Raw genomic sequence first — 19,723 nt, 5'->3', positions numbered from 1 at the left:
ATAACTTAGTGCAGGGCCTTGGGAGATCGAGCCATGTTAAATGTCAGTCTCAGGTCACAACTGCAGACGTATCTGCGAAATATCCGCAGACCGGTCGAATTGATCGTCTCCCCGGGTGGCGATAGTCAGGAATCGCACGAGATGCTGGCGATGTTGAACGAAATCGCGTCGTTGACAGATCTGGTGACGATCATCGAGGAGCCGCAGGGCGACGAACGCAAGCCGTCGTTCTCGATCAGGCGGGCGGGAGCACAACCCCACATCCAGTTTGCCGGCACGCCAACCGGGCCTGAATTTTCGTCCCTTGTCCTTGCAATACTCCAGGTTGGAGGGCATCCCGTCATAGCCGACCGTATGACCATTGAACAGATTCGAATGCTGGAACGTGACTATTATTTCGAAACCTACATTTCGCTATCTTGCAGAAACTGTGTAGACGTTGTGCAAGCGCTGAACATGATGACGGTAATCAATCCACGGATTCACAACATTACGATCGACGGGGGAGTCTTTCAAGGAGAGGTGTTGGCGCGCGAGATTAGCGTGGTGCCGACGATCTACATGAACGGCGAGATGTTCGGCGAGGGGCGCAGCAGCTTCGAGGAGCTCGGCGCGAGACTTCAAGACCTGGAAATAAGCATGAGAGCGGCGCTGCAGATGGCGGGCAGACCGAAGCACTGAGCGGTCGGTCGGATCGATCGGTAGCGAGTAAGCCTGTCGAGTTTGCCCGGGGGCGTTATCTGAAATTCGGCACCGCGGTCCATTGCGTAAACTCATGCGGCGAGATCGGCGTGTGCACACTGTCCCGCGAGTGCCTTTCTATCGATTTTGCCGTTCACCGTAAGCGGGAACGCATCGATGACAACGATCCGTTGCGGCATCGCGTAGGCCGGCAAGCGCTGTCGACACGCCCGCAGAACCAGCGCGGTCTCCACCTGGGGATTTGTCACGAAGGCGACGAGACCGGTTGCTCTGCCGACTTCGTCGAGCGGCCAGGGGACAACCGCGCACAGCGCGGCATGGCTGGACGTTTGCACGACATGTTCGACTTCTTCCAGCTCGAGCCGGTTGCCGAGAATCTTGACCTGCGTATCCAGACGTCCCTGAAACACGATTCCGTGTGGCGTCGTTTCGCGCGCGGCGTCGGAGGATCGATACCAGCGACGCGCGGACAGCCCCGGATAAGTCTTCGCAATGAACCTGCCATTGCCGGGTTCGTCAGGCGACAGATAGCCGCCGGCAAGCTGCGGGCCTCCAATCAGCAATTCGCCCGTCTGCCCGGCAGCGACCGGCTCGAGCTCGGCATTCACGATCATCAGTTCCACGCCGGGGAGCGCCGAGCCCAACGGGATGACCATGTGCTGTGGGTCTTCCAGGAATTCGGGGGTGACCTCGAAGCACGTGCAGGCGATGGTCGTTTCAGTCGGCCCGTACATGTGCAGGAGCCGGCCGTTCGGCGTGGCCCGCATCCACGCCTGCGCCAGCGAGCGAGGCAACGGCTCGCCGCCGAACGACGACACTCGAAGACTCGGGAATGCACCCGGTGTCAGCTTGCGCATTTGCTGCATGAAGCCGGCTACTGAAGGCACGCTATTCCAATGTGTAATCCGGTGAGTCTGGACGAAGCCCGCGTTATAGACGGGATCGGCGGTTTCAGGCACGTACAGGCAGCCGCCGTTCGCCCAGCAGACGAACATGTCGTGCACGGACGGATCGAAGGTCAGCTCGCATAGCTGCACATAACGCGCATCGCGCACTTTATCGACCAGTTGCAATTGGCCCTTCACGTACGCGTCGACGTTCGCATGTGTGATCGGCACGCCCTTCGGCTCTCCCGTCGAGCCCGACGTAAAAAGTATGTAGGCGACGTCGTGCGGGGAGCCCTGATTCCGCACGTACGGCGCGGCCGGCAGCGGCGCCGGAGCGGCGGCGGAGGAGGGCGGATGCGATTCGTCCGCGTCCGCGTCGAGCAGAAAAATTTGCGGGGGTTCGTCGAGCAGGGACAGCACTTCATCGAGCGACGCGGCGCAACGCCGATCGACCAGCATCAACGGCGCACCGGATCCCTTGATGACGGCTGCGATCCGCGTAGGCGGCATCTTCGGGCTGAGCGGCACATAGGCCATACCGGCGTCGAGAATTCCCAGCACGCCGGCATAGACGTCGACGCTACGATGTCCAAACAGCAAACATCGGCCCGTGTTGCCGCCCGGTGCAAGCGCCGCCAGTCCCGCGGACACGCGACGGGCCCGGGTTTCCATTTCGCGGTAGCTGTAAAGATGCTTATCGACCCATAACGCAGGGCTGTCCGGCTGGTTCGCAGCAGAATCGAAGAAGTAGGATTGCAACATCTGACCAGCTCCGTAACACATAATTTTTTGACCTTTTTTTAGCCACTCCGAGCCGCATTACCACCTCTTACCGCAAACATTCGTCAGCTTCGGTCCACGCTACGGGCCTGGATACCGGCGTGCCGACACCACGGAATCTCTCGCGCATAAATTTCTCGAAATGAGCCATCACGATGTTGCGCGCCGTGTACGAGAACAATGCGTGATCCAATTCCTCGAAGATATCCACCGTCACGTTCGTCTGCCTGTCGAGTCGGCGCCCGCTCGGTCCGAAATGGGTCTCCAGTTCATCTCGTCCCGTATCGAGCGAACCGTACACCAGCGACGTTTGCACGCCCTTGCGCCCAAGGTCCCTGATCAACTGGCGGATCTGACCCGTCGAAGTATTGACGCCGAGCCGGCCTTCGAACGGACTCGTGACGAGCGAAGTCAGGCGCGCGTTGCAGCGGCGTGCGAGTTCCATGACCTTCGCCAGCCCGTCCGCGCCCCCAGTCAGCAGGCGGAGCCACTTACGGGGGCTGCGGATCGCACGCCAGTACATCCGGTTCGATCCGAAATGGAGAGCGCGCGCCTTCGTTTGCGGGGCGCCCCATAAGAAAAACGGCAGGTTGACCGACATACAGCCCACAACGCGGGGATGCGCTAACGCCGTGTGAATGCCGACGTATGCGCCCGTGCAGACGCCGAACATGACGACCTCCCGGTGTCCGGCCGCTATCAGCGATTCGACTCCGGCTGTCGCGTCGGCGACCGAATGCAGGGCGTAGACGGCTTCGAGCGTCGGCGCGTTTTCGTGATGAAGACTATCGCCGATGCCGCCCAGATCCATGCGTAACGAGGCGATTCCTTGCCGCGCAAGCCGTCGCGCCATCAGTACGGCCAGGCGTCCATCGCCGATGCGATGAGCGGCTCCCGCATTGACGAGCAGCACGGCGGGAGCGGACTGGAGCGCGCGGCGCGGCTGGCAAAATACGCCGACATAGCGCCCGTCTCCGAAGACAGCAGGCGTTTCATGACCTGCCGCAAAATCTATCCGTGCGTCGGCGTGCGGAGCAAGTATCTCGACCGCCGGCGTCGCTATCGTATCGGACTGGAAGCCGAGCCATTCGAACACGCTGTCGAATGCTCGCCGGGGAGGTACGCTAAGCCGAGGCTCGACCAGAAACTTGTCGTACTCGGGAAAAATCTGAACGTCTGCTTTCGCACCGAGACCGCGGTAACGCTCGGCCAGCCGGCTCATCGATACGCTGTCGCAAATATCATGCAGCAACACACGGGGCGCGGAGGCCCGCGCGTGGTGGACGAGGTCCACCGCGGCGAGTTGTTCGAGCGTGTCGGCGTACAGCTGGAATCCGAACACGCCCACGGCGCGCGCATCGTCGTACGGGTCGGCGCTTTCGCGGCCCATTGGAGACTTGAGCCAGCTTTGATGCTGCATGCCCAGTTCCCGTATATAACGCTTGCCGGCGATGACGGGCATCATCAGAACCAGGCTATCGACGCCGTCCAGTTCTTCGGCCGCGAGGACTGCCAACGTCGCGCCTAAACGCAGCCCGCACAAAATCAGGCGTGTCACGCCGGTCGTGTCCCGCAGATACTGCGCCGCGGCCTTGACACTATCGATCCATGTGCGAAAGCGCCGCGGGTCTTCCTCATTGCCGTCCGAATCTCCGGTTCCCGGATAGTCGAAGCGAAGAGCTGGCATCCCGCAGAAGGCCGTCAATGCAATTGCAAAGTCTCGCCAGCCGCGATGGACGCATAGCGCGTCATAGCCGAACGGGCCGCACAGCACGACGCCCGTCGTGGCGTTGCGGCCTGCCGGCAGGTGCAGCCACCCATGGCAGCAATCGAAGGTGACGGGCCTCATTGTAGGATTGGGTGTCATGTTATCGCCGCACAGCCACGCACTACTGGCAAGCCACCAGATTCTTCGGTACGAGCGGTGCAAGCGCACACGCGAGCGAATCGATACTTTGGAATAGCTCAAACGTAATTAATTCGCCAGGCATCTCTATGCCCAAAGCGTCTTCAACGGCCAGCATTACACGGACCGTCCCTAGCGAAGACAATCCAGCGGCGTAAAGGTCGTCCGTATCGCTCAATGTCTCGACCGGCACGTCAAGGCACGCGGTCTCCGAAAGAACGCGGCGCAACTCGGCTTTCATCTTGATCACCTTTAAGAGGCTATTGGGCTATCCGTCGTGGATACGCGCGGTCGCAATTTGACGGATGCGGATTTCGCGAAAGTTCTCGGTATATCGTTTTTCAAATTCGTCCTACGGTGCTTTTATAAACAAGCCCACAATGTTTAAACTCAGACAGCTCAGCGATGTCGTGTTATTCAAGTCAATCGCGGACTGCCGCGCCGCACTGAAGTGAGACGATTATTAAATTGTAATGTTGCGCGATCTGTGCGCCATCGAACCAAGATGATCTGAAGAAACCCTGTCCGGACGAGGTAAGTTTGCCGCGGGAGATCGGGCGGAGAGATTGGCTGGCAGCGATCGCCGCCGCCTGGGTCGAGATACAAGGCCGCTGATCCGCATGGTTTCGACGGCCGCTGATGACGCAGGTGTTGCGCGAGGCTAGTCGGGCCACACCGACACACCCTCGACGGCGACGAAGAACCGGCATTGCTGTCCCTCGTCGAGCGAAGTACCGTTGAGCGCGACATCGATCCTCACTCCGTATGCATCGAGGCGTGCGAACCGCTCGCCGCGGCGCAGTTCGATCGCAACGACGCTGCCCGCATGCGGACCATCGGGCGCGAGCACGATCGCGTGCGAGGCGAGCCGCCACATGACCGATGAACCAATCGGCAGTTCGATGCAGTTCGCGTCGACGACCCATCCGGGCGCAAGCTCGATGCGCTTCGGCGCGCGCACCGCGCCACGACCGACATTGGACAGCCCGAGCAGTTCGGCCACCCGCATCGTCGCCGGCTGCGCGAACACCTTGGCGATGCCGCCCGCCTGCAATACCCGGCCCTGATCGACGACGAGGACCTCGTCCGCCAGCAGCGCCGCTTCGTCCGGATCGTGCGTGACGATGATCGTGACCGCTTCGATTTCGCGTTGCAGCGCCCGTAGCGACTGCTGAAGCCGTCGGCGTCGCGGTGTATCGAGCGCGGAGAACGGCTCGTCGAACAGCAGCAACTGACTGTGACGCGTGAGCGCGCGGGCGAGGGCCACGCGCTGTCGCTGGCCGAACGACAATTGGTTCGGCAGCCGGTTTTCGAGCGCGCCAAGGCCGAGATGGCCCACCCAGTAGCGGGCGGCAGCGGCATCGGCATGAACCGGAAACGTCAGTTGCTGCGCCACCGTCATATGCGGAAACAGGCCGTAGTCCTGCGGCATGTAGCCGATCTGTCGCGCTTCGGGCGGTAACGCGCCGAGGTCCGTCGCGCCGAGCGTGAGCGAGCCCGCCTCGTTGGTTTCGAGGCCCGCGATCAGCCGCAGCGCCAGCGATTTGCCGGAGCCCGATGGCCCGATGATCGCCAGCCGCCGTGTGACCGGCGCCCATGCGATGTCGAGACTGAACGCGCCAAGGCGCCGTGTCAGCCGGCACGTCAGACGCGCGTCTTCGGCGGCCCGCGCGGACACCGGGCGCGCGGCGATGACCAGTGGTTCGTCGCCCGGCTCCGCGAGGGCGGAGCTTGCCGGTTCCGTGTCGCCGCGGCGGTAGGCCGACAACGCCGCGCAGGTCACGGCGATCGCGAGCGTGGGCAGCAGCAGCGGCATCATCGCGGGTAGCCCCTGACCGCCGAACACGACATAGGTATAGACCGGCAGCGAGTAGGGGTGGTACGCGACCATCACGGTGGCGCCGAATTCGCCGAACGCGCGCAGCCAGGCGAGCGCGAGTCCGGCGCGGATGGCCGGCCATGCAGCGGGCAGCGCTACCCTGAAGAATCGGCTCCCGGCGTGATGGCCGAGCGTCGCCGCAACGTCTTCGAAGACCGGATCGACGGAGGCGAATGCCGAGCGGGCCGCGATGACGAGAAACGGCGCGGCCACGAAGGTTTCAGCGAGCACGATGCCGGTGAAGGTATCGGTGAGTCCGCCGATGGTGCGGCCGATCGCGCTGTACGGACCGACGAGAAACAGTAGCAGCACGCCGCTCGTGAGCGGCGGCAGCGCGAGCGGCAACTGCACGATGAAGCCGAGCACGGCAAGGCCGCGCGAGGACGACCGCGCGAGCCAGTAACCGAGCGGCACGCCTCCCAGAAGAATGAGGAACGCGGCGACGCTCGCGCTGGCGACGGAGACACCCACGGCCGACCACGCCGCATGCCAGTCGACACCCGCCCAATCCGCGCGGCCGATCTGCGGGATGCTCGCCACGAATGGCGCGCAGAGGTAGACGGCGAGAAGCAGCGCCAGCGCAGTCAGTGGTCGGGCCGCCTGATGCTTCATTGCGCGGCATCGAGCACTGCTTGCACCGAGGGCGGTATGGCCTGCCGGTCGCCTGTGACTGTCGGCTTGATGATGTCCACGCCATGTTCTTTCAGCAGTGCACGGCCCCTGGCGCTCAACAGAAAGTCCACGAAGCGGGTCGCACCATTCGCGTTCGGCGCGTCCTTCAGGATGGTAAGTGTGTAGCTCGCCTTGGCCTGCAGCTCGGACGCAGGTTGCACGGCTGGAATCTTCAGGTCCGAGGTCTCCGTTGAGTAAAAGAAGCCGGCATCGAGCTGACCCGATTGCAGCCGACCCACCAGTGTTTCCTCGGGCAATACCTGAGCGGGATTGTCCGGCGCGCCCAACGTTTTCTCGACGAGATCGGGCTGATGATAGAGGGCAGCGGCCTTGTTCATCATCTCGATCGTGAATGCGCCCTTCGGATCGAGCTTCGGATCGGTGCGGCCGATGCGGATGCCCGGTTCCTGCAGCACCTGGTCCCAACGTTTTGTTTTGAACTCTTTGGCGAAGGGGCTTTGCGGGTTGTAGCCGATCATCAGCGGCGACTCTGCAAAGTTGACGTACCACGTGAGATGCTCGCCATTGGCCGTGCCCATGAGGCTCGTGTTCACCTTGGGGCTCGCACTGATGAACACGTCGCCGCGCCGTAGTTGCCCTTTGATCTCATTGGCAATCTTGTTCGAACCGGCAGCGTACCCCTGGAAGCGCAGGCCCGTTTCTTTCTCGAAGGCCGGCCCGACACTGCGCTCCATCAGGTTGACGAGCGAACCGGCGTACAACACATTGACCGTGCCTTCGTCCGCTACGCACACTTGCGCACCGGTCATGCCGGCCACCATCGCAATCGATACCAGAAGTTTGCGAAACATCATTTTCCCCATCGCGTTGTAGAGACGGATATATTACGAGCGACGGACGGCATTCTGCCTAAAAATACGAGTTTTTTCCTCGCTTCAGTGACAAGAAAAATCGAACCCGGCCGCCGGCTCTCCCGGTAAACCCTTTGAAGCATTGCTGTTTGTAGTCGTGCGCATCGAGGTCGTCGCGATCATCACTCACGAGAACGCCACATCGCTGGGCCTTGCCGCCGGAACAGCGGGGTTCGCGCTCATGACGGGTGTTGCGATCTCGAACACGGCACCGGCGGACCCGAATCCGAAGCGTGCGACGATCAGCGTACGGGCACGGCCGCATAGGGCGTGAAGGTCCGCCCGTCGGTCGACGAGGAACGCTCGCAGACTGCGAAGCGCAACCGCAAAGACAGACCGCGAGCAACACGAAGGTCCACGCCCGGCGCGCTTTCATCAGCGTCGAATTGATGCGCGACATGATGACCTCGTGGCTCCGGCGCCTTGGCTCGTGCTCGCCTTTGAGGGCGCCGATACGTGAACAAGCGCAAGAAACGCCTCGCCCAGATCGATACACGGGTGCTCGGCGTGTGAGTGCAGAGACCGGCACGCCCGATTAGGCGCCCTGCACCAATCGACCGTTTGGTCTCGGCTGTCGTCCAGTGGCGACGTACATTGCGACCGTGCGCCGGAGAAACTTTTAATGCACTGGTGGCGGCTCCGGCAGTTCAGGAATGCGACGTGCCGCCATCCATCCAGCCATTAGAAGCGGTGACGAACGCCGACGCGGAATGCGACCTGGTCGTCCGCATTGGATCCCGATGGACCGAAGAAACTCGTACTGGAGCCAATCTGCGCCTGCACATCCTGCGTACCATTTCGTCCCGAGGCCGCCTGATAAATGGCCAGTGCGTAAACGTCCGTGCGCTTGCTCAGCGAATAATCGACGCTCAGGCTACCCTGATTCCAGTGACCGCTGTTAGCGTTGCCCAGATGCATGTACGTGTATCCCGCACCGATGGCGAGTGCAGTGGTAAACGCATATTTGGCCCCCGCATCGTAGGCAGTGAAAGTGGTTGCGGAGCCCGTTAGCGTTTCGAATCGCGTGTTGGTATAGAGCGCCCACAGCGTTGCCGCACCGATCACGTAGCGGCCACCCACGCCGAACGTACGCAGATCGCGTACGTTGCCCATTGAAACATTCGCGATCGTGGTCGAGAAGGCGGGGGTTGCCTGGCTCGGGTAACGAATGTCGGTGTACGCGGCGCCGACGCTGACCGGGCCATTTGCATAGTTGGCGCCGAAGCTGTAAGCGCGCGACGAACCCGCGACCGTGCCGTTTGCCGGTGCGCCGGCAAACGCGCCTGCCTGGTTCGAAAAGCCATACAAGGCGCCGAAAGTGAGTCCCGCGAAGTTTGCGCTGGTGAACTTGACAGCGTTGTTGATCCGGCTCGACGTCAGCTGATCGACATCGTTGATGTGGTAAGCGTAGTTGCCTGCAACAGTCTGGCTACCGGTCGAGTAGGTCGCGCCCAGGTAGTCGGTCGAAAACGAGTACTGGCGACCGAATGTCAGCGAACCGATACCGTTCTGCGACAGACCGACAAATGCCTGGCGGCCGAACATGGCGCCGCCTTGGCCAGCTGCGCCATTGGCGGTGCTGAAGCCGTTTTCCAACACAAACAACGCCTTGAGTCCACCGCCCAGGTCTTCGCTGCCACGCAGGCCCCACCGACTGCCGGATGCCACGCCGTCGTCATACTTGACGAGCGAATGGCTAGCGGTACCGGCGTTGTTCACATAACTGATACCGGCGTCGATCAAGCCATAAAGGGTTACGCTGGATTGGGCCTGAGCGCTGAGCGACACGGTGCCGAGGACGGCGGTGGCGAGGATGGCCTTTTTCATTTTCCTTCTTCTTTTATGGTGGATGCGTCGCGCGAATCGAACTGCACGGCGACGGCGAGGGTTGACACAGGTTTGATGAAAGGACAACGAGCGAAGACATGCAGTGTTGCAATCTGGCTGGGACGTCCAGTTGCATGGGTGAAAAGCGAAGTGGCGTTGCACGATTGCCGTTGATGACAAGTGCCCCCGAGCGCTGCTACCGTCCTGCTCCGTTATGTCCGGTTGAATATAGCGAAATGTTATCTTCTCGTAAACAATTTAACAGCTGTTTGTCGTCTTTCCGACACATGGGATAACAGTCTTTCACTCATGATCCAGGATAACCCGGACAGTTATCGGGCCTTGCCTGGTGGAACTCCCGGCGAAAGTTCGATCGCCGACAGTACGACACATTCGTTCAACTGTTTCTCATCCGGAACTGACAGCGGACAGCACTCTGCGCGGCAGACATCCGGAAGCTCCATTCGTCGGATGGATGCCTGCGGGATTGCTAGATACCCTACGTTGCGCGATTTGGGTGAATCTGTAATGTTCTCGATATATATCGATGAATATAGCGAGATGGACACCCGCTCACCACAACCGAAACGGAGCCTGACGATGCGATTCCTACGTGATTCCGGCTACCTCGTACGCCTGCTGGTTCTGCTGATGCCGGTGACGATCGGCGCAGCTTCCTGCGGCGGCAACAACGATTTGTCGCCGTCGTCGCAAGCCGTGCTGGCGGTTTCGGGCGATGTCACAGCCCCGGCGTCTCTGTCGGTCGCCCAACTCCAGTCGATGCCAGTGAGCACGCAGACAGTCTCGTTCACCAGCGGCACCGGCTCGGAGACACACACCTACACGGGCACCAGCCTCTGGACCTTGCTGAACCGGATCGGCATCACGACGAATCCCGCGGTCAAAAACGATGTGCTCGCGAAATATGTCGTGGCAACGGGCAGCGACAACTATCGCTCGCTCTTCGCGATGGGCGAGGTGGATCCGGACTTCGGTAATCGCGGCAACGAAGTCGTCTACGCCGAAACGATCGGTGGCGTCAGCTCCTTACTGACGAGCACTGATGGTCCGGTTCGCATCACGGCGCCGGGCGATGTGAAAGGCGGCCGCTATGTATCGAACCTGGTGAGGCTGGAGGTTCATTCGGCGACTTCGGCTGTGACCGCAAGCGGCGGTGGGACAAGCACGCAGTTTCAGTTGCTGGGCGCTATCGCAAAGCCTGCGACGTTCGATCTTGCGGCGCTTCAGGCGTTGCCTGCCGTCACGCGCACCGTCGGAACCAGCTCCTATACCGGCGTGAGTCTCTGGGACCTGCTCAACGCGGCGGGTATTCAGACCAATTCAGCCGTCAAGAACGATCTGCTTGGCTTCTATGTCATTGCCACGGGCACCGATGGCTATCGCGTCGTTCTCTCGGCGGCGGAGCTTTCGCCAGACTTTGGTAATCAGCCGGATATCGTCGCTTACGCCGTCAACGGATCACCGCTCGACACAACAGGCTTCGCGCGCCTCGTGATTCCGAACGATGGCAAGGCCGGGCGTTATGTTTCCAATCTGGTCGCGCTCGAAGTGGTGACGGCACCCCGTTAGTCGTTCCGACGCATGCTGCTCGCGCTGTGCGGGCAAGCGCGGCACGCGAGCCTCTATGGCATTTTTCCGCGCGGTCTTCTGACCGTGATGCTGACTATGGCGATGCATCGAAACCGACGCGGCTGCGATGGGCTCTACCCATAGCCGTTAGATGAATGCGATCTGCAATTAGTCGTACGTCTCGTCAGCCACGACCGACCATTCGCCGGTAGACTCCAGATCGCTGATGGGGATCGGTCCCCGGTTCAAGTCGTTTCCAGTTATGCAACGCTGTCTGAACACTTTGCCAACCGGGTTGCATGACGCTGTTTTGAGCGACACGCTATGATTTCGCGCCGTGATAATTCAATCGCTCCGACAACTCGTAAGCTGCATGCATCACCTGTCCCACCAGCCCTTTGTCTACCATTGCCTTCTCCAGGAACGGCCGTGCCACGGTCAGCGTCACGGCCGCGACGATCATGCTCGAACCGTCGCGAACCGGTGCGCTGATTACCGAAATGCCGGGTTCGAATGACGATTCGCTGACCGCGCAGCCTTCTGCAACATACTTTTGTGCACGGTCGAAGACTTCTTTTGCAGTGCGTGGCGTAGACGGCGTGTAGGTGGGAAGCATCGGCTCGGGGAACAGGGCTTCGATTTCCGCCTCGCTGAGATCGCCGAGCAGCACGTGACCGTGGACCGACGCGTGCGCGGGAATGCGTGTGCCGACGTTCACCTTGATCGTGCTGAGCGTGGCGTCATGCGTCCACGCTTTTGCGACGAATACGACATCGCGTCCGTCTCTCACCACCAGATGGCTTGCGAAACCGGTTGCATCGCGCAACCGCTCGATAACCGGCGTGCCGATATCGGTGATCGCGAGCGACGTTAGATAGTCGAAACCGAGTTTCATCACGCGCGGTCCGAGCCGAAAATCGCGGTCGCGATTCGCCCGCTCCAGATAGCCCAACGTATTCAGTGTCTGCACGAGTCGGATCGCGGTCGTTCGCGGCAGCCCGAGCCGTTGCGCGATCGCGTTCGGCGTCAGCACAGGATCGCGATGACTGAATAGTTCGAGAATCTTGAGTCCACGCTCCAGCGCCGGCACAAGGTACTGATCATCGGCGTCGAGCGTGGTGTCGTTGAATTCTGGCATAACCCTTTTTCAGTGTGGCGGGGTTGGACATGCATGGTCTCCAGGGTCGACGGCCTGACGTTGTCTCGCCGCTGACCAGACAAGGGCGGCTCAAGCTGTCTGCCAGCCCGATTCAATCGTGTCTCAGCGCCGCTGTTTCTTTGGCTGCTTGTTGGCTGATGCCGCCACGATGGCCGCCATCGTCGTTGTCGTCGATTTCGATGCGTTTGACGTCGCCGAGCAGGAACGTGTAGGAGAGCGCTCCGAGCACCGCAAACAGGCTGATCATACCAAGCGCCCAGCCGAACGAGCCTGTCTCGCGCAGAATGAAGCCGATTGCGATTGGCGTAACGATACCAGACAGGTTGCCCGCGAAGTTCACCGCGCCACCAGTAATGCCAATCATGCTTTTCGGCGCGATATCGCCGATCAGCGACCACGATGCCGACGCGACGCCTTGCGCGAAAAACGCAAACGACATGATCGCGACCACAATCCAGTTGGTGTCCGTCAGCGTCGCGAGTGTCATCGTGGGAACCAGCAGCAAGCCGGTGATGATCGGTGTCTTGCGCGCGACCCCGACACTGGTGCCGCGTCGCAACAACCAGTCCGACAAGGCGCCGCCCGCCAGCACACCGATCGATGCCGCAATGAATGGCACGGCGCTGGCGCTGCCCGCCTTCAGAATCGTCATATGGCGTTCACTGATCAGATAGCTCGGGAACCAGGTCAGGAAAAAATACAGCGACGACAGCGACGCGAATTTCCCCACGCAGATTGCAACGATCTGACGATTACGAAATACCACGCCGAGCTTGCGCCACGGAAATTTGCCCGAATGTCCCGCCCTCGTGTCGACCAGCGCGCCGCCGGTGCGGATATGATTCAGCTCGGCTTCATTGGCCCAGCGGCACACTTCGGGATCGCGATACAGCAGATACCAGACGACTGCCCACACGATGCCCGCCAGCCCGGTCGCGAAGAAGATCGCGCGCCAGCCATGCGCGTTGGCGATCCAGAACAGAGCCGGCGTCAACGCGGCCATGCCGATGTATTGCCCGACCAGATAGATGCTCGTGGCCGAGCCGCGCTCACGCTGCGCGAACCAGATCGACACCACGCGGTTGTTGATCGGGAAAGTCGGCGCTTCGGCGACGCCGACGCCCAGGCGCAAACCGAAGATCGTCGCGAAGCGGCCCGCGAATCCCTGCGCGACCGTAAACGACGACCACACCAGCAAGGCGAGCGCATACATGATCCGCGAACCGAAGCGATCGACGATCCAGCCGCCCGGAATATTCGCCAGCACGTAGGTCCACGAATACGCCGAGAACAACACGCCGATTTCGAGCGGCCCCAATGAAAATTCGTGTTTCAGCAGCGGCGCCGCAACCGACAGATTGGCGCGATCGACGTAGTTGATGACCGTGCCGACGAAAACCAGCCACAACATCAGAAAACGGATTCGGGTGGGTTTTTGCCCGGACATGGGGGTCTCTTCGAGTTAGAGGACGTTGTGTCGAATGCGGCTGGCGCAGCCATTGACCGTACCGGACCGCAACTTCGCAATCGACCCAACAAACTGTCCATATTTGGATGATTTAACCACCGGAAGGATATTGCGCCCCGTCAAAAACGTAGTCAATCCTTAGAACATTAATTTTTTACTTGATTTACGCCAAAATGCATCGCTATGATTTTGACCACAAAAAGTCGTTTTATCCATGGGTGGTCAGTCCTTTGAGTTCTATCGGGGAAGCCATCTGCCAACAGTCCTCACCAGGAAGCGCATAGTGAATAAAAAAGGATGGCTCGCTGGATGCGGTTTCGTGCTCTGCTCACTCGCTCACGCGCAGAGTTCTTCGCTCACGTTGTGGGGGCAAGTCGATTCCGGACTGACCTACATCAGTAACAAGAAAGGCGGCTCGACAATCGGCACAGCGTCGGGCATCGGCTCGCCGACGCGCTGGGGTTTGCAGGGAAAAGAAGATCTCGGTCAGCACTACACCGCGTTGTTCGCGCTCGAAAGCGGCTTCAATATCAACACCGGCACGTTGATCAAACCAAACACGCTGTTCGATCGACAGGCTTATGTGGGAATCGACAGTCCATATGGTGCGCTGACCTTGGGGCGTCAATCGGATCTGATGGACGATGTCGCGATCCGCTATTCGAATGCGTTCTGGAATCGCAATTTGTATGCATTCCACGCGGGCAATCTCGACAGCCTGACCAACGGCTATCAGATTGAAAATGCGGTGAAATACAAAAGCCCGAATATGGCGGGTTTCCGCGTGGGCGGCATGTATGGGTTCGCCGGATCGGATGCGACCGGACATACGGCGGGCGGTTTCGCGACCTATGACAACGGGCCGTTGTCCGCAGGCGTGACGTATATGACGACAAAGCGTCGCACGCTCGACATGTACACGTATTTCGGTTTCACGAGCTTTTTAGGGCAAACGCTGTCGTCGTCGAAGACATTCCAGTCGGACGAGGTCAATAACCTGGGGATCGGCTTGACGTATCAACTGACCGAACCCTTGCTGGTCAATGCGCTGTTCACGCGAACGGATATCAAGGGCGCCAGCGCGTCCACTCATGTCGATAACCAGGATGTCGGCCTGCTTTACCGCTTCACGCCGGCAGAAGCCGTGACGCTGAACTACACGTATTCGAGGATGGCCTCGGACCACTGGAATACGATCGAGGCGGGGAATCTGTATTCGCTGTCAAAGCGCACCCAGATTCAGGTGACATTGACGTATCAGAAAGCCTCTGGAAACGGCGCGACGGCAGCGACCTATCCGAACGGGAATTCGTCGAGTCAGTCGCAGTTACTGGCGCACGTGGGCGTCACGCATTCCTTTTGAGTATGCAGGCAGTCCGCTCGACTGGATGTAGGGAGATCAAATCCCTGGAGCGGACTTCAGGCAGGAATGCAAGATTCGTTTGCAGGCTGCAACGTAACGTAGCCGTATGAGACGCCGGAAGCATCGCTCATCGGATCGTCCGCGCGGCAGGCTTACGCTGCCCCGGCTTTGTTGCCCAGCATGGATCGACGACATGCCGACGCGCCGCAATGACACGTGTACTGGACACGAATGTCGTCGGTGACCGCACCGTCGACCGACAGACCGTAGTCGATAAAAAGCTCGTCGCCGGCTGCGATAGCAGCGAGCGCGTGAATGAACACCCGCTCGCCCATCTCGATCGCCTCGCAGTTAGGGGCGCAGGCGTGGTTCAGAAAGCGGGCGCTGTTGCCGCCACGGCTGCCGTCGATCACACGTCCGTCAGACAGACCGAATGCGAACGTGTGGCCAGCCTCGGAGCGTTGACGAACGGCGGCGCGCCGCCAGCTGGTCAGCTCCCCCTTGTACTCGATGACCCGCTCGCCCGCGGCAATTGGCTGTAGCGCGAACAATCCCATGCCATGTACCGGAGAGCGTCGAGCGGTGATGCGTCGCAATCGCATGGTGTCGTTTCCTTCGGGTGCGTCGGCCGTTGAGGGCGGTTGATAGGCGATCTGAAGCATATTGCCACGCTTCCAGGTGTTCAATGTTCTCGCCAAAATACAACTAACGGCCTAGCCCCGATTCACCTCGGACTCCGGTTTTGCCGCAAAATCGGCCGCCAGGGGCGAACAGGCCGGTTTTCCGTCGATGCGCGGTGCTCGTGGATAGCAAGCAAAATTTCATTCCGACGACTTTATTTGCGCGCCGCGAACACGTCGCTCAGCTGGCAGGGGACGCGCTTGCAGTACGAAAGTTGAATACGCCCGTGCCCGTTTATGCCTCGCCTTTTTCATCCTGCCCGACAACGATGTTCATTGATGACGTAAACATGTAACGGGGCACATCCAGATTCTGGGGCGCAGGTTTGTCCCGGAAAACACGGCCGGCCAGGTCGTAGGTCGAGCCGTGACATGGACAAAGAAAACCGCCGGGCCAATCGTCGGGCAGGCTGGGTTGCGGGCCGGGCTGGAAGCGGGGAAGAGGAGTACAGCCCAGATGCGTGCAGACGCCGATGACCACGAGTATGTTGCGATGCTCCGGTCTCGACCGGTATTCGTTGTTGCAGTAGACCGGTAGCGGCATTGAGAACGGATGCTCCGTATGAGGGTCGGCGACCATCGGATTGGCCCTGGTCACGGCCGACAGCATCTCGCTGGTTCTGTTGACGATGAAGATCGGCTTGCCGCGCCACGCTATCGTCATCATGGTGCCGGGCTCCAGTCTGCTGATGTCGGCACCGACCGGCGCACCGGCTGCCCTTGCACTCTCCGGCGGCGCAAAGGAGTCGACAAAAGGAATGACGGTTGCCACTCCTCCAATGGCGGTGGCGGTCGATGTTGCAATGAGCCATCTACGACGATGTTCGTCGAGACGCTCGCCGGAACGGGTGTTCATTGCAAGCTCCAGGAAACTGACCACGGCGATGTCGCCGCTCGCACCAGCCTTACATAGGCCACAGGAACAGCTCGTGCACATGCGATGACGGGGCGATATCGATGGCCCGCCGCTTCGTCTTGCCGTCGTATGTGGCCGTCACGCTGTACCGGCCGTGCGGCAGCGACGCCAGCAGGAATGGGCCCCTGGCAGTCGTCGTCAGCACCGTATGGCCGTGCGTGTCGGATAGCTGTACCGGTATGTTTGCGAGGTATTCGTTCCCACCCGTCGCTTTACCCGCGAACTCGAGCGTGAGCGGATACTGGGGCATGGCTTTCCTGATAGCGGTGGACTGGTCGAGACCAATTCCGCCGGTCAGAAAGGTGACGTCACCCTCGTGTTGTATCGCGGGTAGATGCTGAGATGCCGCGAACACGTATTGGACGCTCGTGGCCAGTGCCAGAGCAGTAAAGCCCACTTTCACGATTGAAGTCCGTTTCATTTCAACCTCCTTGAGACGTGCGGCAGTGATCCATGTGCCGCCACTGCGCCGCTAGCCCATGTCGATGGTGACGAACATACGTTGACCATTGCGCTGGACCAGCAGCGCGACCGCATTACCGCTGTTACCGACTTTCTGCCGGAACTCGGCGGGACCTGACACATGCGCGTTGTCGACCATCAGGATGATGTCGCCCGGTTCGATGCCGGCGAACGCGGCGGGACCCGTGCTCTTTTCCACGCGAACGCCACCTTTGACACCTGCGTCGCGTTGCTCCTGTGCTGTCAGGCCGCGCACCGTCAATCCATCCGCGGCACTCGTCCGTGCCATTGCCGAAGGCGCGAGAGCAGCGGCATCGAGGCGACCCAGTGTGACCGTCGTGTCACGCATGGCGTTATCGCGCCAGTACGTGAGATGGACCGGCGTGCCCGGTTTGAGATCGGCTATGGTGACGGGCAGTTGGGTCGAATCGGGAATATCAGTTCCATTCATCTTCAGGATGACGTCGCCTGGCTTGAGCCCTGATCTTGCGGACGGTCCTTGCGGATCGACCGAGCTGACGAGCGCGCCCTGCGGCTTGTTCAGACCGAACGATTTCGCGAGCGGCCAACTGACATCCTGAATCGTGACTCCAAGGCGTCCATGTTCCGCCGCGTGGTGCAGTTGCAGTTGTTGTTCAACTTTCATTGCCTCATCGATCGGAAGCGCGAACGCGAGTCCTTCCACGTAGCCGACCTCTTTCATGACAGGCATTTCAATACCAATTACGTTGCCATTCAGACTGAAGACGGGACTTCCTGCATCGCCATCGCTTTCCGTCATGTCAGTCTGGATAAGCGGCACGTACGACTCGCCTGACAGGGGCCGCGACATGTTGCTGATGATGCCTGCCGTCACCGTGTTGCTCAGTCCATAAGGAGATCCGATGGAGGCAACCCACTGACCGGCCTTGTCCCCGGCCAGTGAGCCAATTCTGACGGTCGGCAAATTGGTGGCGGGAATCTTCAGCAGCGCGATGCCGCTGGCTGGATCGTTGCCGACCACTGTGGCCTTGAACTCGCGGCCGTCGGTCAGCGTCACCCTGATTCTGGTCGCATGCGCTATCACGCTGGAGTCGGTGAGAATGTAGCCGTTGCTGACGATGATGAATCCGGAACCGCTGCGTCTCGAAAGCGAACCTGTCGCGCCGGAGAGTCGGGAGGAGAACTGCTGGAATAGTGGAGGAAGTGGATTCTCTTCGCGTCCTGCGGGGGGCCAGAGCGGAGTGAGGGCGGCGCGCGGTTGTGCGGCTGTGGCACTGATATTGACGACGGTCTTGCCGTTTTCGCTGACGAGGCGCGAGAAATCTGTCACTAGCGTTGGCGCTTCGTCGTGTGCAGGTCCGTGCCCAGGTTGTTTGGCACCGAGCAAAGGCGTACCCGGCGTTGCGTTGTTCGGAGTGGTTTGCGCCACGCAGCCCGCGGATACCGCGACGGCCAGACTCGTCGCAATCAGGAGATGCTTGAGGTTATCGAGTCGCATCACGTTACCCTCGATACGAGTCGCTGAGTCCGGGTAACGCGCCTTTACAGCGCGTTCTCCATACTGCTTGCTGTGAATTCACTCTAGGTGGGTACTGTTAAAGCAACCTTAAAAGCTGCCCGGATTTTCCGGGGTTGCGTTCGTCGTGCGCGTGCCGAGCAGATTCGTGCAGGACAACTCCACCCGTCGCGCAATCGTCGGGGAGCTCGCCATAGCGGAACTGTCGTCGCACGGTGAGTTGCCGTCGCTGCGTGATGCACGTGGTCAGCACCCGGATAGCATCGAACTGACCTTACTTGCGCGCCGCGAACACGTCGCTCATGGGGCTGTCCTCTTCACTACATCGCTGTGCAGATAGATCGACATCGTCGACACTGAAGCGTGCCGCAGATCGTCCCGCACCGTCGTCAGCTCTGCGCCGCGCCCGAGCGCATGCGTCGCGGGTGTGGCGCAGCTTTTCTGCAAGCGGCCTGCGGATCGCTGCCTCGCAATGGACGGTGGGCCCCATGCCGCCTGCATGCCGATACGGTTTCGCAGAGCGCGTACATCAGTTGCAGACAGCGACGCGAAGCCGGTTCCGGATGGTGGAGGCGGGCGCAATCATCTCGTCGCGGGGTCCCGGTGAGCGATAACCAGGGGAAATAGGATGATACAAATTATTCAATAGTCAGTTATCGAAAAGTTTCGCACACTAGCGGTACCCAAAATGGCCGCACAGACCCCCGACTGGCGCGGCACAACCCGATCAAACTGAGACAACCGAGATGAAGATCAAGCATGTGCGCGCACGCGTTTTCGAATGGAAAGGCAAGGTCGTACCGCCGCAGGCACATTTCTGCACCAACGCGGTGGACATCCTCTACGAACGCGGCGACGCGATGGGCTCGTTCCGTTTCCACGGCTGGCTGGTGGTGGAGATCGAATGCGACGACGGTACGGTCGGCATCGGCAACTGCGCGCTCGCGCCGCGCATCGCCAAGCAGATCATCGACGACTACCTCGCGCCGATCGCCATCGGCGAAGACCCGTTCGATAACGAGTACATCTGGCAGAAGATGTATCGCCGCACGCTCGCCTGGG

The 19,723-nt window shown here is 60.4% G+C and carries 15 protein-coding genes and 2 pseudogenes; 4 read left to right on the top strand and 13 right to left on the bottom strand.

Annotated features, from left to right (window positions below):
• Window positions 1-33: 33 nt before the first annotated feature.
• Window positions 34-681, top strand: coding sequence for an alkyl hydroperoxide reductase (locus QM685_RS14560; RefSeq protein WP_415117052.1), 648 nt, complete (start codon window positions 34-36; stop codon window positions 679-681).
• Between the two features lie 92 nt (window positions 682-773).
• Here QM685_RS14560 and QM685_RS14555 read toward each other — a convergent pair whose 3' ends face one another.
• The 6 genes from QM685_RS14555 to QM685_RS14530 all read right to left on the bottom strand — a co-directional run bounded on the left by QM685_RS14555 (window position 774) and on the right by QM685_RS14530 (window position 9,525).
• Window positions 774-2,351, bottom strand: coding sequence for an amino acid adenylation domain-containing protein (locus QM685_RS14555; protein ID WP_415117050.1), 1,578 nt, complete (start codon window positions 2,349-2,351; stop codon window positions 774-776).
• A gap of 67 nt (window positions 2,352-2,418) precedes the next feature.
• A complete protein-coding gene (locus QM685_RS14550; protein ID WP_415117048.1) occupies window positions 2,419-4,236 on the bottom strand; it encodes a serine aminopeptidase domain-containing protein in 1,818 nt (605 codons plus the stop codon).
• A 22-nt stretch (window positions 4,237-4,258) separates the two neighbouring features.
• Window positions 4,259-4,516: an acyl carrier protein gene (locus QM685_RS14545; RefSeq protein ID WP_415117046.1), complete on the bottom strand. Its 258-nt coding sequence runs from the start codon at window positions 4,514-4,516 to the stop codon at window positions 4,259-4,261.
• Window positions 4,517-4,936: 420 nt separating this feature from the next.
• Window positions 4,937-6,766, bottom strand: coding sequence for an ATP-binding cassette domain-containing protein (locus tag QM685_RS14540; RefSeq protein ID WP_415117044.1), 1,830 nt, complete (start codon window positions 6,764-6,766; stop codon window positions 4,937-4,939).
• Window positions 6,763-7,638, bottom strand: a complete 876-nt coding sequence (locus QM685_RS14535; RefSeq protein ID WP_415117278.1) for an extracellular solute-binding protein — start codon at window positions 7,636-7,638, stop codon at window positions 6,763-6,765. The genes QM685_RS14540 and QM685_RS14535 overlap by 4 nt, the downstream gene beginning before the upstream one ends.
• 741 nt (window positions 7,639-8,379) lie before the next feature.
• Window positions 8,380-9,525, bottom strand: a complete 1,146-nt coding sequence (locus QM685_RS14530; RefSeq protein WP_415117042.1) for a porin — start codon at window positions 9,523-9,525, stop codon at window positions 8,380-8,382.
• 600 nt (window positions 9,526-10,125) lie between these two features.
• Between QM685_RS14530 and QM685_RS14525 the strand changes: the two genes are divergently transcribed.
• Window positions 10,126-11,115 (top strand): molybdopterin-binding oxidoreductase, encoded by a 990-nt coding sequence (locus tag QM685_RS14525; protein ID WP_415117040.1) that lies wholly within the window; start codon window positions 10,126-10,128, stop codon window positions 11,113-11,115.
• 322 nt (window positions 11,116-11,437) lie between these two features.
• Here QM685_RS14525 and QM685_RS14520 read toward each other — a convergent pair whose 3' ends face one another.
• The gene (locus QM685_RS14520; protein WP_415117038.1) at window positions 11,438-12,253 is read right to left on the bottom strand and encodes an IclR family transcriptional regulator; all 816 of its coding nucleotides are present in this window, start codon (window positions 12,251-12,253) and stop codon (window positions 11,438-11,440) included.
• A gap of 112 nt (window positions 12,254-12,365) precedes the next feature.
• Window positions 12,366-13,721 carry an MFS transporter gene (locus tag QM685_RS14515; protein ID WP_415117036.1) on the bottom strand — a complete coding sequence of 452 codons (1,356 nt, stop codon included), beginning with the start codon at window positions 13,719-13,721 and terminating at the stop codon, window positions 12,366-12,368.
• A 304-nt stretch (window positions 13,722-14,025) separates the two neighbouring features.
• Here QM685_RS14515 and QM685_RS14510 point away from each other — a divergent pair, with 304 nt between their 5' ends.
• Entirely contained in the window at window positions 14,026-15,105 is a 1,080-nt protein-coding gene (locus QM685_RS14510; protein ID WP_415117034.1) for a porin, read from the top strand.
• Window positions 15,106-15,257: 152 nt separating this feature from the next.
• Here QM685_RS14510 and QM685_RS14505 read toward each other — a convergent pair whose 3' ends face one another.
• The 5 genes and pseudogenes from QM685_RS14505 to QM685_RS14485 form a co-directional block, all read right to left on the bottom strand.
• Window positions 15,258-15,707 carry an SET domain-containing protein gene (locus QM685_RS14505; RefSeq protein WP_415117277.1) on the bottom strand — a complete coding sequence of 150 codons (450 nt, stop codon included), beginning with the start codon at window positions 15,705-15,707 and terminating at the stop codon, window positions 15,258-15,260.
• A gap of 313 nt (window positions 15,708-16,020) precedes the next feature.
• Complete coding sequence (petA, locus tag QM685_RS14500) at window positions 16,021-16,641, bottom strand: ubiquinol-cytochrome c reductase iron-sulfur subunit (RefSeq protein WP_415117032.1); 621 nt, start codon at window positions 16,639-16,641, stop codon at window positions 16,021-16,023.
• A 49-nt stretch (window positions 16,642-16,690) separates the two neighbouring features.
• Window positions 16,691-17,122 (bottom strand): carboxypeptidase regulatory-like domain-containing protein, encoded by a 432-nt coding sequence (locus tag QM685_RS14495; RefSeq protein WP_415117030.1) that lies wholly within the window; start codon window positions 17,120-17,122, stop codon window positions 16,691-16,693.
• 51 nt (window positions 17,123-17,173) lie between these two features.
• Complete coding sequence (locus QM685_RS14490; protein WP_415117276.1) at window positions 17,174-18,643, bottom strand: trypsin-like peptidase domain-containing protein; 1,470 nt, start codon at window positions 18,641-18,643, stop codon at window positions 17,174-17,176.
• 292 nt (window positions 18,644-18,935) lie between these two features.
• Window positions 18,936-19,084: pseudogene (locus tag QM685_RS14485) on the bottom strand (site-specific integrase); the annotation flags it as partial.
• 323 nt (window positions 19,085-19,407) lie between these two features.
• Between QM685_RS14485 and QM685_RS14480 the strand changes: the two are divergent.
• A pseudogene (locus QM685_RS14480) lies at window positions 19,408-19,723 on the top strand (L-rhamnonate dehydratase); the annotation flags it as partial.

Source organism: Paraburkholderia sp., assembly GCF_047605525.1.
GTDB lineage: Bacteria > Pseudomonadota > Gammaproteobacteria > Burkholderiales > Burkholderiaceae > Paraburkholderia.
The sequence above is the reverse complement of the archived record's forward strand: the minus strand, read 5'-3'. Positions and strand labels throughout refer to the sequence as shown.